The organism is Bacillus sp. OK048, from assembly GCF_900103525.1.
In the GTDB taxonomy this organism is placed as follows: domain Bacteria; phylum Bacillota; class Bacilli; order Bacillales; family Cytobacillaceae; genus Neobacillus.
In genome coordinates this window covers 96389-110700 of record NZ_FNHN01000013.1, presented here as the reverse complement: position 1 = coordinate 110700, position 14312 = coordinate 96389, and the positions used below count along the sequence as shown (strand labels likewise).

Below are 14312 nucleotides of genomic sequence, written 5' to 3'. Positions count from 1 at the left end.
AATGAATACTATGATATAATAAAATCTTGACCGTCTACCCAAAATTAAAAAACATGATAAATGGTTGGTCTGTTTTTAATATTTAGGTTGTTATTTCCTTGCACGAAGTACCCCAACTGAACCAATCAAATCTACAAAAGACCATGTTTTCCCACCTCACACATTCATTCCTTACCCCATACATATAAGTTATTTCTTGGTGTTTCACTCGAACAAATCATGGCTTCACGTCACGCAAGAAATAAAAAAAGAGGCTTCCCATAAGTTCAGTGAACTTATGAGAAGCCTCTATTATTGTTTTATTATAAAAGGGATTCCGCACCGTCAATGTAGATTTCGCTCCCGGTTATGTGGTCTTAGAAAATTTATCTACCTTTTTCCTTTGTCATAAATTTCACCTAATGCTCTCGGAGCGCGATTTGATTTAGAGAAAAAGATTAATAACAATAACGTTAATACATACGGTAAAATCATGAATAAATCGGTGAAACTACTTGGTAATGCCATGGATTGAGAAATATAAGCTCCCCCAGATTTTGCAAAACCAAATAAAAGACAAGCAGCTAACGTAGGGAGAATTCTCCAATTACCGAAAATTAAAGCAGCAATGGCTAAGAATCCATATCCCATATAAATATTTGAAGAAAAGTTAGCTGAAATGGAATAGGCAAAACACATGCCGCCTAGGCCTGATAATAGACCCGATATTAACACCGCAGAAAATCTAATTTTCGCTACATTTACACCTGCTGCATCTACCGAGTGAGGATTTTCCCCGCTCGCTCTTAAGCGCATGCCAAACTTTGTTTTATATAAAAGATACCAAGCAAAAAAGGCAATCACGATGATAATCACTTCAAACGGATAAACATTCGTAAAGACAGCACCAATCACTGGTATATTGGCTAAACCTTCAATCGTAAACCGCTCCGATACTCCCAATCGAAACTTGTCCGAAGCCGCTCCAAATACAAGTGCATTTATTTGTGTCGTTAAGAAAGTCGTCAGGGCCAATGCTAAAATATTAATTACAACACCACTGATCACTTGATCTGCCTTAAACTTTATACTTAGTACAGCATGAATAATGGAAAAACCCATCCCGCCAATCATCGCAAATAGCAACGCCACGTAAAATAGATTTTGAATATCTGTGCCAGAAGCATTTGCGATTAAAACAGCTGACATCGCTCCGATGAAGGCACCAAACCCTTGAAATCCTTCAAGTGCTAAATTGGTAATTCCACTCTTTTCACTATATATACCGCCTATTGCGATAATAAAAAGAGGCAGAGCAAAGGATAATCCATCAATAATTATAGTATCCATTATGATTCACTCTCCTTTTGATCCACTTCTTTTTCCTTCAAGCGGCTGACTTTATGTTTCAAGTATGCACCACAGGCACTAAACAATAGGATTAACCCGATAATAACAGAAGAAATTTCTTGTCTAATTCCAGCCTGTGAACTCATATACGTACTTCCCTGATCAATAATCGATATTAAAAATGATGAAAAAATAACACCAATAGGATGAGAGTTTCCTAATAGTGATACAGCAATGGAGTCAAAACCGATACTTGATAATACCTTGGGTTGGATGGAAGAAAAATAACCTAAATAATAAGTGACACCAGCAAGACCAGCCAAACCTCCTGAAATAACCATGGCTAAGACGGTATTTCTTCCGACATTAATTCCTGCATATTTTGCTGCATTGCGGTTGTTCCCTACTGCTTTAATCTCAAAACCAACCACTGTTTTATCCATGACAAACTTAATTAAAATAGCGATGATGATGGCTAAAATAAAACCCAATGGAATATTCATTTTCAAGTTGGCTATTTCGACATTTACTAACGTTAATCTTGCTGCTTCTGAAATATATTTGGATTGTCTTGAAACAGGATCAATATAATACATTTGAATAAAAAAGCTTATGACATATTGTGCAATATAATTTAACATAATCGTTGATACTACTTCATTAATGTTAAATTTATATTTTAGCCACCCTACTAATCCTCCCATTAATCCTCCAGCGACCATTCCGATTAACAACACAAGCGGCTTTGCCATCACGGCATCTAAACCACTGTAACCAACGATAATCGTCGCTAAAAAGCCAGAGACGAGCATTTGACCGGAAACCCCAATATTAAATAGACCTGCTCTAAAGGCAACAGCAACTGCCAAGCTTGCAAACACAAGCGGCGTCATGGCGTTTAGCAAACTCAAAAAATCAGTCAACATGCTCTTATAGCCAGCATAAGAAGGCTTGGGCAAAATTCCTGCCCCTTGAAATAAGTTGTAAAATGCCTGTAAGGGATTTTTGCCAATTATAAGAATAACAATAGCCGCAGCAATAAAGCTTACGATTATGGAGACAAATGGAATGGAGATAGGCTGCCATTTCTCATTACTTATTGGTTGAATAAGACTGTAACTTAAGCTTTTTTTCTTTTTATCTTTACTCATGCTTTGCCCCCATCATATATTCGCCTACTTCATTCGTCGTTAATGATTCACTACTAGCGATTTTTTGAAGTTGGCCATTATATATAACTCCAATGGTATCCGCTACATTCATAATTTCATCTAACTCCAATGAAACAAGTAAGATCGCTTTTCCTTGATCCCGTTGTTCAATCATCATTTTATGAATATTTTCAATCGCACCAATATCTACTCCTCGTGTTGGCTGAACGAAAATCATGAGCGGTGATTGTAATTCGATTTCGCGAGCAATAATTGCTTTTTGCTGGTTACCGCCACTCATCGAACGAACTTGTGTCTTAATGCCTTGTCCACTTCTAATATCATATTTATCAATCAGCTTACTGCCAAATTGCTCAAATTCCTCTTTACTTAAAATTCCTTTACTAGCAAACGGCTCCCTATAGTACTGCTTCAAGGCTAAATTTGTTGATAAATCAAAATCCAATACGAGTCCAAAACTTTGTCGATCTTCAGGTATATACGATATTCCAGCTTCTGTTCTGTTTCTTATATTTTCATTCGTAATGTCCCTACCTTGGAGGAATATTTTCCCGCCACTAACCTTTGTTAATCCAGCAATGGCATCTGCTATTTCAACTTGGCCATTATCTGCAACTCCAGCAATGGCAAATATTTCGCCACTATGGATGGTAAAGGATACATCTTTAACTACTTCAAACCCATCATCATTTTTTACGGTTAGATGCTCTACCTTCAATACTTCCTCTTTCATTACAGCAGGGGCTTTATCAGATTCGAAGTTTACTTCTCTTCCGACCATGAGCTGGGCCATTTGCTTGGTAGATGTTTCCTTTACATCCAACACATCAACTAATTTCCCTTTGGTCAATACAGCACATCGATCGGCCACTTTCTTAATTTCTTCTAGCTTATGTGTTATTAAGATAATCGTTTTTCCACCGTTTCGCAGCCCTTCGATAATACCAAGTAAGAATTCAATTTCTTGTGGTGTTAAGACTGCCGTTGGTTCATCAAAAATAAGGATTTCCGCTTCACGATAAAGTACCTTTAAAATTTCCACCCGTTGCTGCATGGAAACAGTAAGATCCGCTATTTTTTTCGTAGGATCCACTTCTAAGCCAAAGTTTTTAGACAGTTCTTCAATTTTACGATTAGCATTTCGAATATCTACGTATGGAAAGAGACCTGCGAATTTTTTCATAGGCTCTACGCCTAAGATAATATTTTCAGTAATCGTATAATCTGAGACAAGCTTGAAATGCTGGTGGACCATTCCTATGTTAAGCTTTGCCGCATGATTGGGTGAGCTAATTTGAACTTTCTCACCCCGAATATAAATTTCTCCTTCGTCTGGTTCGTACATGCCATCTAGAATACTCATTAGAGTTGATTTACCCGCACCATTTTCTCCTAGCAAGGCAAAAATTTCTCCTTTTTTAATACGAATGGATACATCATCGTTTGCCACTATTCCAGGAAATCGCTTGGTTATATGTTTCATTTCTACAATATAATCAGACATCATCCGTCTCCTTATCAGGAAAAATAATTTAAAAGAAGTTCATCATTCCCCGGTTGTTCTTAAGGTAGGAAATGATAAACTTCTAATCATTCAGTTCATGATTGTGTTTCTAGTTAATGTTACAACCCAGGAAACTTTTCTGGAGTATGGCCATTAAAATTAGATGCAGGCACAATTTTTCCTTCTTTAACTAATTGATATGTTTCATTAAGCTTGTTCAATGTATCCTCTGATAATTGATGACGGCCTTCTTCTTTTATAAAACCGGTTGAATCTGTATCTGCATAAAGGACGACATTTCCACCTTTAAAGCTTCCATCAACAACAGAATTTAATGCCTTTTCAATATTCATACCCATGAATTTTACTCCAGATGTTAATACGATATTTTCTGAACCATTAACACCTTCATCGAATTGGTCAACATCCACACCAATTACCTTTACGTCACCTTTAGCTTCTTTAACTGCTGTGAATACACCATTGCCAGTACCACCCGCTGCAACAAAGATGATATCTACACCTTGTTTAATTAACGCATTTCCGATTACTTTTCCAGTTGCTTCATCTGCAAAAGATCCTGCATAGTTACCGCCAACATCAGCACCTTCTACATCAATCCCTGCATAACCTGATAATTCAACAAGTTCAATATTCTTCCCGAAAACCTTATTAGCATAATTTACACCCGATTCAAATCCAAATTGATAATTTACATTTGAAGGATAAGCTATACCATTTACAACCGCTACTTTATTTGATTTTGTTTCAAGTGCTGCAGCCATTCCTGCAAAAAAGCCACTTTCTTGTTCAGCAAAATTCATGGCATATATATTATCAAATTTTTTCTGGTCACCTACAGGTGCTGGCTCAGAGTCGTTTAAAATAAATATTTTATCAGGGTTTTCTACAGCAATACTAGAAACTCCAGCAAATTGGAACCCAGGTGTTACAATCACATCGTAATCTGCCACAATATCAGCAACAGCTTGTACAGCCGCAGCAGGTTCACCAGTTTCTTCTTTAACAGCCTTTACTGTCGCTGTTGGATGCTTTTCAATAAAGCTCAAAATACCGTTATAGTTATCTTCATTAAAGTTGCCATCATCAACGCCTGAAGGGCTGGTTACAATAGCAATTTTTAATCCGTCTTTACCTGCTCCAGCCTTAGCTTCTTTTTCATTAGCTGAGTCAGTCCCGCACGCTGCCATAACAGCAGTCATTAAAGCAATGAATAATACCATTACTATTTTCTTTGTACTTTTTTTCATTGAAAATATCCTCCTCTGTAAATCATGTTGAATTGTCGTATGTGTAAAAATTAAAAAAAGCACCGAGTTACACCGGTGCTTGACTTCAGGAAGGTAAATAATGGAATAACAAATAAGTTTATCCATTTTTATATACACAACCTCGTAGTCAAGCTATTAATGGTAGCTTGGTAGAAACTTTAGGGCCATATCCCCAATATTATACGAGAATAATATTTAATTTTTACTAACTCATAGTAACATCAGAAATTCACACTGTCAACAAAACACGTATATTTATTAAAAAACAACATTTAATATACGTGTTTTGAGCGATTAGTTTGGACTAGGAGATGAACCACAAGCATTCGTTTCAATAAATCCTATCTTTGCTATCTGTTATGAATGAGGATACTTCTCCTTAGTTGGGTGTATGGTTTTGAATATAAGGTTTTCATTGCCTACACAGATTTCCTTTTAATTTCATAAAATAAAACTACTAAACTTAAAGGGAACGAAAAATATGAATAAACAGGTTCAAATAAAAAATGAAGAACTATGCTTAAAAGTGCCAAAGGTATTTGACTGGGTAACAAGGGAGTCAAAATTTCAAGTTTGTCTAAATCTTGGAAAACCTTTTGTGGCAACAGATCAACTCTGTGGAAATTTCATGTTAGAATGTTCTTCAAATATTAATAGGCTATGGCATACTGATATTGTTAACGTTTCAGGTACTATTTCCATTTTTTTAGAACAAGGATGTAGTAAATCTGTAGATATATTCGTAAATGGAAGCTTTGCATTTTCGGTTGGTGAAGGGGAAACAAGGTCGCGTACTGTGGATTCCCTACGATCCTTGGAAGTGAGATGTGGTAATGGAACAGGTTTTTGTATAGGTAGATACTGTCTAAACATTCATTATCAATTCAAAGAAATTTGTATACCAAATCAAAAAAGCATCATAGAATGCCATCTAACAGAAATTGAGTGCATGGAAGTCCCTCAAGAAAACGGAAGACGCAAAGAAACTATTTCTTCTCTAAATGGTGTCATTGTTACCCTTCAAGAAGTTATATTATTGAAAAAAGGCTATATCTCAATCGAATTCAAAGAAAACGGAAAATTATGCAAGCAAGTAATACCCTTTGAGTTTATTGAAACGGTGTTATTATGCGCTCCAAATGGTACAAGGATAGAATGTGAAATCACTGCTTTCCGATGTTTTCCCATTGTACGGACACAAGGAAATTGCACCTGTATAGAAATTTTTGTTACTATTTGTCAAAGTATCGAAAGCATTGCGGATGTAATAATCACTTTCGATGGGACGATTTGTTCACCTCGTGAAGATCTAAATTTAACTTGTGAATAGCAGGTGCCTATTTTTATAAAAACTAAATCTCAAATCAAAAAAACACTTCATCCTTTTGATATAAAGAAAGAAGTGTTTTTGCGTTTTTAATATTTCAAACTGTTTGTTGACACTAACTGTTAATTGAATATCTACTGAATGTAAAACTGTTTAAGATCAGGTAACCTTTATGTGCTTTTTTAATTAGGTAATCAAGGATTATTTTCTCTCTTTTCTTTCATGCAAAAACATCACGCTTGAAAGTGTAAATATAGACAATATTTACCAAAGGCTTCTGGTGTATCAATTGAAACTGAAGCGATATCACTTAAAGTTGCTGAAATGGTATTCCCCTCTGGTACTATCAACGGGGTTGATCCTCCACCTGTATGGTGTACAGTAGCTGTAATAGTGGGAAGAACTCCTTGATTATAAAAAATACTTATCGTTCCAAACGGAAAAATGGTTCCATTCGTATCAAAAATAGTCAAGGGAGTAAGGGTTGGATGGTTTGTAATAAAATTTCCACAAATATCGTCTGTCACAAAAGAAGAATCTGGACAACAATCACCACAATTCATACTTATTTATCACCACCTATTTTGATTCAGAATATTATATGATTGGGACAAATTTGTTGTCCTAACATAGTTACATGTTTTTTGCTCTGACTTGCAAACTTAATTCTTTTTCGACTAAGGTTTGAAGACGAATCTGAGGCATTATCAAAAACTGCTGACCAGTCAGTGTAATTAGGAACAACAGATCAGAATTGAACATATAGTATATACGAACGATGGGCAGGGAATACACGAGTAAATCCGCATTATGAAGTACACCTTCGGAATAGGTGTCCGTCCCGGATTAATAAAAGATATGCTTGATTATGCGGTTACAACCAAGTACAAAGCATTTGGAAGAGAGGTATAGCATGAAAGTTGTTATTCTGGCGGGAGGTTTAGGAACACGGATCAGTGAAGAATCCCACTTGAAACCTAAACCAATGATTGAAATAGGGGAATACCCCATCATCTGGCACATTATGAAAATCTTTTCGGCTTATGGATTCAATGACTTTATTATTTGTTTAGGATATAAAGGATATCAAATTAAAGACTATTTCTTCAACTATTTTCTTTATATGTCTGATGTCACAGTTGATTTTAATGACAATAATAAAAAAACCATTCACAATCATGGTGCCGAACCCTGGAAGGTAACATTAGCAGAAACGGGGTTGCGTACGATGACTGGCGGACGTGTGCAAAAAATCCAAAAATATATTGGAAATGAACCCTTTATGCTAACGTATGGAGACGGCTTAGCTGATGTAAATATTCATAAGTTACTAGAGTTTCATAAGGGACACGGAAAGTTGGCTACCCTTACTGCCACACAGCCTAAAGGAAGGTTCGGGGCAATAAAAATAGCCGAAAATCAAAGGGTTAATAGATTCCAAGAAAAAGTTAAAGGTGATGGAGGATGGATCAATGGTGGCTTCTTTGTCCTTCAGCCAGAGATTTTTGATTATCTGAGTGATGAAAGTACCATTTTGGAAAATGAACCCTTAGAGAACTTGTCAAAGTCTGGCGAACTAATGGCTTATAAACATGATTCCTTTTGGCAGCCAATGGATACTTTACGTGACAAGAATTACTTAGAGGAATTATGGAAGTCCAAAAAGGCCCCATGGAAAATATGGGAATAAACAGGAGTAATTATGATAAATAAAGAGTTTTGGAATGGTAAGAGAGTATTCATTACAGGCCATACAGGTTTTAAGGCCTCCTGGCTTTGTTTATGGCTGCATTCATTGGGTGCAGAGATAACAGGTTTTTCGCTAGAACCCCCAACGAATCCAAGCCTCTTTGAAATATGCAGTGTAAATCAATTTGTAAACACTATCACCGGAGATATACGGGATCGAGTATTGTTAGATAGTGCCCTTTCTGGAGCTGATCCAGATATTGTATTTCATATGGCAGCACAGCCTCTTGTAAGAGAATCCTATCAAATTCCAGTAGAAACCTATGAAGTTAATGTAATGGGGACCGTTCATTTGCTCGAAGCGGTACGAAACGCTGCGATGAAGAGTAAGCGATTAAAAGCCGTCGTCAACATTACCTCTGATAAATGTTATGAAAATCGAGAGTGGCATTGGGGCTACCGGGAGAATGAGATATTGGGAGGATATGATCCCTATTCTAATAGCAAAGGTTGCTCCGAATTGGTTACCTCCTGCTACCGTGATTCTTATTTCAACCACAAACATTTTGATAAACATGGTGTTGCCTTAGCATCTGCAAGGGCAGGAAATGTCATTGGAGGTGGGGATTGGGCTCAAAACCGTTTAATACCGGACTGTGTTGACGCACTCATCCATCATAGGAATATGGTCATTCGGAATCCAGAAGCGGTTAGGCCCTGGCAGCATGTTTTAGAGCCGTTAAGAGGGTACTTAATGCTAGCTGAACGTTTATATGAAAAAGGACCAGAATTTGCTGAAGCCTGGAACTTCGGACCTGATGATCATGATGTTAAAAAAGTGGAGTGGATCGTGAGGAAACTAATGAAGGATTGGGGAACTGATGTCACTCTTAACGTTCACCAAGAAATAACGCTGCATGAAGCACAATATTTAAAATTGGACTGTTCCAAAGCAAAGACAAGACTGAATTGGTATCCAATCTGGAATGTCCATACTGCTTTAAGCAAAATCGTTGAGTGGAACAAAGCCTATATAGAAAAAAAAGATATGAAGGACATAACCTTAAATCAAATAAAAGAATATATGGAAAATAGATAAGTAAAAGATAGCAGGTAAATAAAGGATTTACAAAATAGAAAACAACTCCTATTATAGAAGTTGTTTTCCTTGTTTTGTTCCCTAAAACAAGTCTTTTAAGAAATTACTCAAGACGTTGGATATTTTGTTTCTACTTCATTTTCTTCAGAAACGCCATCGGCCAATGGGTTATATTTTCTGTAAGAATACTTTCATTAAATAACCATTTTGGCTGTTCAACAATAAAATTAGCGTTTTTACTTACAAACTCTTCTACAGCAGAAACTGGATTATTTTCCTTCCATTCTCTGCTTCCTCTTGGTACATTGTATAAATCTTGCATTACCCCATCCGTTGCAACCATATAAGAACCAACCGATACAAAATTCTTATAACACTCCAACTCAGAAAGTACATGCTCTTTTGTATGATTTGAGTCAAGAATAACAAGCACTTTCTCATTTTCAGCAATAAGTTGGGCAACCTCTTTGAGTACCTTGTCCTCAGTAGAACTGCCCTCTATTAACGTAATATAGGAACCTAATTCATGCTCTTGAATGGCTACTCGATTATGTGGTCTTATTTCAATATCTACACCAACGACTTTACCTTTACCTACTAATTTGCATAGACTAGCGTAATATATTAATGACCCCCCGTGAGCAACACCCGTTTCAACAATCACATCTGGTTTTAATGTGTAAATCACTTCTTGAATCCTTATCATATCTTCAGGAAGCTGAATTATAGGCCGTCCTTGCCAAGTAAATGTATAAGCATACTTTTCGTTCCAGCCAACCTTATTCCATAATTTAGAAATGGTTTCAAATCCTAGCTTGGAATAAAGTTCCGTTTCAATTTTTTGGTCATCCTCTACTTGAATAAGCGTATTCTTTACCGTATCTATCATTATTTTCATCATTCCACTCCCAATAACTTTATTTTCCATTCTAATTTAGAAATTAACTCACTAATTTCATCCTTATAATTGGGGTTCATGACTATAACAGAGGTTATTTTTCGCTCGACTAACTGGGTATAATTAATGATTTGATGGCCTGAACCGGGTATGAATCTCCCCTGTTTATTAGGATTTAAATCGACAATTCCATTTATAAATTTTCTATCTGGGTCTAATAAATTTGCAAAAGTAGCTCCTTTCGCCCCTGCACCCCAAACCGCAACGTTATCTAAAGTTTGCAGCTTATGCTGCCAAGTATTAATTAGATGTGTTTCATTTTCGATATACTGACTGACAGATTCAATCAGATTACTTTCTGCTGCTTCATTCCCTTTTGGTTCATTTATAGAAGCCTCTAACCAAAGGTATTGACCATGAAAAATATGTTTAACCCTTTCCACTTTGAAACCTGCTAATTCAAATACTTTTGATAAAGAATTCGTAGTAAAATAGGAACAATGCTCATAAAAAAAATCCCAAAAGACATTATTTTTTAGGACCCATTCTACACAAGGGGTTTCAAAGAAGACTTTTGCCTTACGATTATGCCGAAGCGATTTTCTTAAATTCTCCAAAAAGGCTAAAGGATTGGAAATGTGTTCAATGACGTGTCTACAAATCACAACCTCTGCTTGAACCGTATTATATCTTGAATCAAAAAAGTCTTTAATAAATTTTAACCTACCGTCAAACATCTCTTCTGAACCAATATAACTTGGATCAAAACCTATTCCTTTATTTCCTTGTCCTTTTGAAATAAGCTCCTTAATAAAATCACCTTTACCACAACCAACTTCTAAGATTGTGCTATTTTGAATGTTATGTTCTGACAGTAAGTAGCCAATACTATCATCAATATACTGCCTAAACGAAGGAGAATATAGTTGATCGTTGTTATAATTTTCATTATATTTCATCCTTTTATCATCAAAACTACGATTAAAAATGAAATGACAATCTTGACATATAGTTAAATCAAGATTTCCTGTTGTCATATTTTCAGCTGAAGATTGAGTTGTCAACGGGAAATTTTGGTGGACAGGCACATTTTTACGCTTTAGAAATAGATAAGTATTTTTAGAGCCACAAGTTGGGCAATTGTTATTCATCATAACCTCCTAAAATACTAGAAAGAGAAAAGCTTTGCTTCAACTGCCAAGCTTTAATCCTTCATTATATTAAATATAAATATGGGATATTCATATTTACTTGTAAAAAGTCCACTCTCTGCTTATAGCCTCTTTGTTCTAATTGTTGTTCTATGATAGAGGGCTGTTGAGAGGCAATAATGACAAACGGACGAACTGGCAGTTCAGCCGTATTGACTAATGTCTCGTAGAGTTTTGATTGTGAGAATGCAGTAGATTCTTCAACGAGCGCTTGAACAGGTATATGATATTCCTTTAAATATTTCCACCAGATCATGACACCTACTTCAAATGATCCTAGAATAATGATGGGGCGCTTAGCAGATAATTGCTGGAATCTAAGGGCTGGACTTTCTAAATTGTTGACGATTTGTTCAGGAGACTTCTCTGTAGTAGCTACTGTTTTCAAAAAATCGTACATATAATCAGGGTCAATCATTCGGTCTTGGAATAAAGCCGTGTGTTCCATACAGCTCATTCTCACCCAATTCCTTTGCTGAAAAACGAGAACATCAAAAAAATCTTGTAAAATGGCTGAGGACACATTCCCTTCCTTGAGAACTTGATATAGATTTTTTATTAACTGTGTATGAGATGCTTGGGCTATATTACTTTGTTTATCGGCATTAGCAGAAATAGACGCTATTTGGTCATAATGAGTCTTGTCTCGGAAGTGACGGTAAGAAAATAACCTTTCCTCTACTTTTACAACATCGCCAAGCAAGTACATCTCTAACCCTAAAATGACATCTGGTCCATACTCTTCCAAAAATAGTCTCGTACGTTTTAAATATTCTACACGGTATAAGCCGTAGACATTCGAACCAATCCAACCTACGTTTAAAAAAAATTGATGCAGCCGTTCAGAAAAAGAAAGGTTTATTGTCTCAATCGCTTCATTACCATTTCCAATAACCTTTCCCTCTTCGTCTATCATGACAGATTCAGTCACACACAGTATTGCTTCAGGATGCTGTTCTAATTTTTGGACACATTTACGAATGTAGGATTGATCCCACAAATCGTCATAGGCCGCCCACATAAAAAATTCACCCTTAGCCAATGTAAAGGTTCGATTAAAGTTATTTGAAGCACCAATATTTGTTTTATTTTGGAAATATTGAATCCGTGAATCCTGTTGCTGAAACTGTTGACAAATTTGTGGTGTAGTGTCAATTGATGCATTATCGCATATGATGATTTCCATGTTTTTATAATCCTGCGCCAACAACGATTCGATTGCTTCTGCAAGGTATCTTTCACCGTTATAAACTGGCAAGCCTATACTTACTAACGGTATATGTTCAGTCATGATAACTCCCCATTCAATTTCATTGCGTTTAATAAATGGTTCAAAATTTTGGCTAACTCCTTTCTACACTCCATTCTTTTCCCACCAGGCTATGGTCTGGTCTATCCCTGTATCTAAGTCGAATTTGGGGCTCCATTTTACTTCTTCTCTTAGCAGTTTCGTATTTGCTCCGATAAACAATGGTTCTTGCTCTGAGAAAGGAATAGCCCCGAGTTTAACTAATTCAGGTTTGCCTACTTTATTGGCAATTTTATCAATCAGTTCTTTTACTTGAATGGAATGTCCCGAAGCAATATTGACCCGACCTTGAATATTACTTTCCAACAATGCAACAAATGCATCTGCAACATCTTGGACATGTAAGAAATCCCGATATTGCTGTCCATGTGTACATAGAGCTTCTTTATTTTTCAATAAAGAGGTAATGACAGAGGACACAAGTCTAGTAGGGTTCTCCTCTGGTCCATATAAAAAAAATATTCTCCCCCAAGCACTGCTTAGCCCGACCGTTTCCGAAAAGGATTGAATAAGACTTTGGACTGCATTTTTAGCAGCTGCATACGGAGTTTGGGTGGAACATGGCGTCAGGTCTTCTGAAAGATATCCGTATTTCCAATCATATTCAGCGCAAGTACCTGCTAGCACCGCTCTTTTCCCGCCATATTTCACGAAATGATAAATCAACTCCATGCTAGCTTGAACCCAAAGATAGTTATTTAGTGAGCCCCAATATTGTCCCGGTGTCGATTCCCATGCAAGATGGAGTAAATGGGTAGGTTTAACGGTTTTTATCAGATTCCTAGTTTCCTGTACTTGTAGTATATCGACTTCGTACCACTTGCATTTCGAACTGCCATTTTCTACTTTTCTCCTGCTCACTGCATGAACTTCATAGTTTTTCTCCATTAATGTCTTTATGACATGACGACCAATCCATCCATTTGCACCTGTAACAAGGACTCGCTTCATATTTCAAAGTCCCGGTACGCCTGATCTTTTGTAGAAATGATAACCCCATCCATAATTGGCCATGTAACACCGAAAGCAGGATCGTCATATCTCACACCTGCCGCGCATTCTGATTGATAAAATTCACTCATTTGATACCATACTTCTGTCTGATCCTCCAAAGTTTGAAATCCATGAGCAAACCCTTCAGGGACATATAACATTTTCTGATTCTTTTCACTTAATATAACGGAATTCCATTGTTTAAACGTTGCAGATTTAGGCCGTAAATCAATAATGACATCATATATAGAGCCCCTTAAACAGCTAACCAATTTAGCCTCTTCAAAAGGTGGGGCTTGATAATGCATCCCCCGAACAGTTCCCTTTTTCTTATTAAATGAGAGGTTGCTTTGCACAAATGAAGTATTCAAGCCATGATCGGCAAACTTCTTTTGGCACCAGGTCCGGACAAAAAAACCTCGTTCATCATATATCGGCTTCAATTCAATGACATAGGCGCCTTTTAGTCGCGTTTCGGTAAAAATCACT

Annotated in this window: 13 protein-coding genes and 1 riboswitch; of the genes, 3 read left to right on the top strand and 10 right to left on the bottom strand. The window is 36.6% G+C overall.

All coding sequences use genetic code 11. From position 1 onward, the window contains the following. Window positions 1-369 precede the first annotated feature (369 nt). The 4 genes from BLR86_RS20720 to BLR86_RS20705 all read right to left on the bottom strand — a co-directional run bounded on the left by BLR86_RS20720 (window position 370) and on the right by BLR86_RS20705 (window position 5276). Window positions 370-1329: an ABC transporter permease gene (locus BLR86_RS20720; protein WP_090766152.1), complete on the bottom strand. Its 960-nt coding sequence runs from the start codon at window positions 1327-1329 to the stop codon at window positions 370-372. Next, a complete protein-coding gene (locus BLR86_RS20715; protein WP_090766149.1) occupies window positions 1329-2480 on the bottom strand; it encodes an ABC transporter permease in 1152 nt (383 codons plus the stop codon). Before BLR86_RS20715 ends, BLR86_RS20720 begins: the two co-directional genes overlap by 1 nt. Next, a complete protein-coding gene (locus BLR86_RS20710; protein ID WP_254782395.1) occupies window positions 2473-4008 on the bottom strand; it encodes an ABC transporter ATP-binding protein in 1536 nt (511 codons plus the stop codon). The genes BLR86_RS20715 and BLR86_RS20710 overlap by 8 nt, the downstream gene beginning before the upstream one ends. Window positions 4009-4124: 116 nt before the next feature. Further along, entirely contained in the window at window positions 4125-5276 is a 1152-nt protein-coding gene (locus BLR86_RS20705) for a BMP family lipoprotein (RefSeq protein WP_090766143.1), read from the bottom strand. A gap of 125 nt (window positions 5277-5401) precedes the next feature. After that, a riboswitch (purine riboswitch) is annotated at window positions 5402-5503 on the bottom strand. A 275-nt stretch (window positions 5504-5778) separates the two neighbouring features. On the opposite strand from BLR86_RS20705, the gene BLR86_RS20700 reads away from it, so the two are divergent. Continuing rightward, entirely contained in the window at window positions 5779-6627 is an 849-nt protein-coding gene (locus BLR86_RS20700; RefSeq protein WP_090766140.1) for a BMQ_0737 family morphogenetic spore coat protein, read from the top strand. 230 nt (window positions 6628-6857) lie between these two features. Here the strand turns inward: BLR86_RS20700 and BLR86_RS20695 are convergent, their stop codons facing one another. Continuing rightward, complete coding sequence (locus BLR86_RS20695; RefSeq protein WP_090766137.1) at window positions 6858-7187, bottom strand: S-Ena type endospore appendage; 330 nt, start codon at window positions 7185-7187, stop codon at window positions 6858-6860. A gap of 350 nt (window positions 7188-7537) precedes the next feature. Between BLR86_RS20695 and rfbF the strand changes: the two genes are divergently transcribed. Both rfbF and rfbG read left to right on the top strand, forming a co-directional pair. After that, complete coding sequence (rfbF, locus tag BLR86_RS20690; protein WP_090766134.1) at window positions 7538-8314, top strand: glucose-1-phosphate cytidylyltransferase; 777 nt, start codon at window positions 7538-7540, stop codon at window positions 8312-8314. Between the two features lie 12 nt (window positions 8315-8326). After that, a complete protein-coding gene (gene rfbG, locus BLR86_RS20685; RefSeq protein ID WP_090766131.1) occupies window positions 8327-9412 on the top strand; it encodes a CDP-glucose 4,6-dehydratase in 1086 nt (361 codons plus the stop codon). Window positions 9413-9542: 130 nt separating this feature from the next. On the opposite strand, the gene BLR86_RS20680 is transcribed toward rfbG, so the two are convergent. The 5 genes from BLR86_RS20680 to rfbC form a co-directional block, all read right to left on the bottom strand. Continuing rightward, on the bottom strand, window positions 9543-10340 hold the full coding sequence (locus BLR86_RS20680) for a cephalosporin hydroxylase family protein (protein WP_254782394.1): 798 nt from the start codon (window positions 10338-10340) through the stop codon (window positions 9543-9545). Next, window positions 10310-11464 (bottom strand): class I SAM-dependent methyltransferase, encoded by a 1155-nt coding sequence (locus tag BLR86_RS20675; RefSeq protein ID WP_090766125.1) that lies wholly within the window; start codon window positions 11462-11464, stop codon window positions 10310-10312. The genes BLR86_RS20680 and BLR86_RS20675 overlap by 31 nt, the downstream gene beginning before the upstream one ends. Window positions 11465-11525: 61 nt before the next feature. Continuing rightward, the gene (locus tag BLR86_RS20670; RefSeq protein ID WP_090766122.1) at window positions 11526-12812 is read right to left on the bottom strand and encodes a glycosyltransferase family 2 protein; all 1287 of its coding nucleotides are present in this window, start codon (window positions 12810-12812) and stop codon (window positions 11526-11528) included. 63 nt (window positions 12813-12875) lie between these two features. After that, entirely contained in the window at window positions 12876-13781 is a 906-nt protein-coding gene (locus BLR86_RS20665; RefSeq protein ID WP_090766119.1) for an NAD-dependent epimerase/dehydratase family protein, read from the bottom strand. Beyond that, the gene (gene rfbC / locus BLR86_RS20660; protein ID WP_090766116.1) at window positions 13778-14311 is read right to left on the bottom strand and encodes a dTDP-4-dehydrorhamnose 3,5-epimerase; all 534 of its coding nucleotides are present in this window, start codon (window positions 14309-14311) and stop codon (window positions 13778-13780) included. The genes BLR86_RS20665 and rfbC overlap by 4 nt, the downstream gene beginning before the upstream one ends. Between the last annotated feature and the right edge of the window lies 1 nt (window position 14312).

What these genes read in the sequence shown, in the direction of transcription:
- BLR86_RS20720 (WP_090766152.1), bottom strand. Translation starts at nt 1,329, where the DNA reads ATGGATACTATAATTATTGATGGATTATCCTTTGCTCTGCCTCTTTTT.
- BLR86_RS20715 (WP_090766149.1), bottom strand. Translation starts at nt 2,480, where the DNA reads ATGAGTAAAGATAAAAAGAAAAAAAGCTTAAGTTACAGTCTTATTCAA.
- BLR86_RS20710 (WP_254782395.1), bottom strand. Translation starts at nt 4,008, where the DNA reads ATGATGTCTGATTATATTGTAGAAATGAAACATATAACCAAGCGATTT.
- BLR86_RS20705 (WP_090766143.1), bottom strand. Translation starts at nt 5,276, where the DNA reads ATGAAAAAAAGTACAAAGAAAATAGTAATGGTATTATTCATTGCTTTA.
- BLR86_RS20700 (WP_090766140.1), top strand. Translation starts at nt 5,779, where the DNA reads ATGAATAAACAGGTTCAAATAAAAAATGAAGAACTATGCTTAAAAGTG.
- BLR86_RS20695 (WP_090766137.1), bottom strand. Translation starts at nt 7,187, where the DNA reads ATGAATTGTGGTGATTGTTGTCCAGATTCTTCTTTTGTGACAGACGAT.
- rfbF (WP_090766134.1), top strand. Translation starts at nt 7,538, where the DNA reads ATGAAAGTTGTTATTCTGGCGGGAGGTTTAGGAACACGGATCAGTGAA.
- rfbG (WP_090766131.1), top strand. Translation starts at nt 8,327, where the DNA reads ATGATAAATAAAGAGTTTTGGAATGGTAAGAGAGTATTCATTACAGGC.
- BLR86_RS20680 (WP_254782394.1), bottom strand. Translation starts at nt 10,340, where the DNA reads ATGGAAAATAAAGTTATTGGGAGTGGAATGATGAAAATAATGATAGAT.
- BLR86_RS20675 (WP_090766125.1), bottom strand. Translation starts at nt 11,464, where the DNA reads ATGATGAATAACAATTGCCCAACTTGTGGCTCTAAAAATACTTATCTA.
- BLR86_RS20670 (WP_090766122.1), bottom strand. Translation starts at nt 12,812, where the DNA reads ATGACTGAACATATACCGTTAGTAAGTATAGGCTTGCCAGTTTATAAC.
- BLR86_RS20665 (WP_090766119.1), bottom strand. Translation starts at nt 13,781, where the DNA reads ATGAAGCGAGTCCTTGTTACAGGTGCAAATGGATGGATTGGTCGTCAT.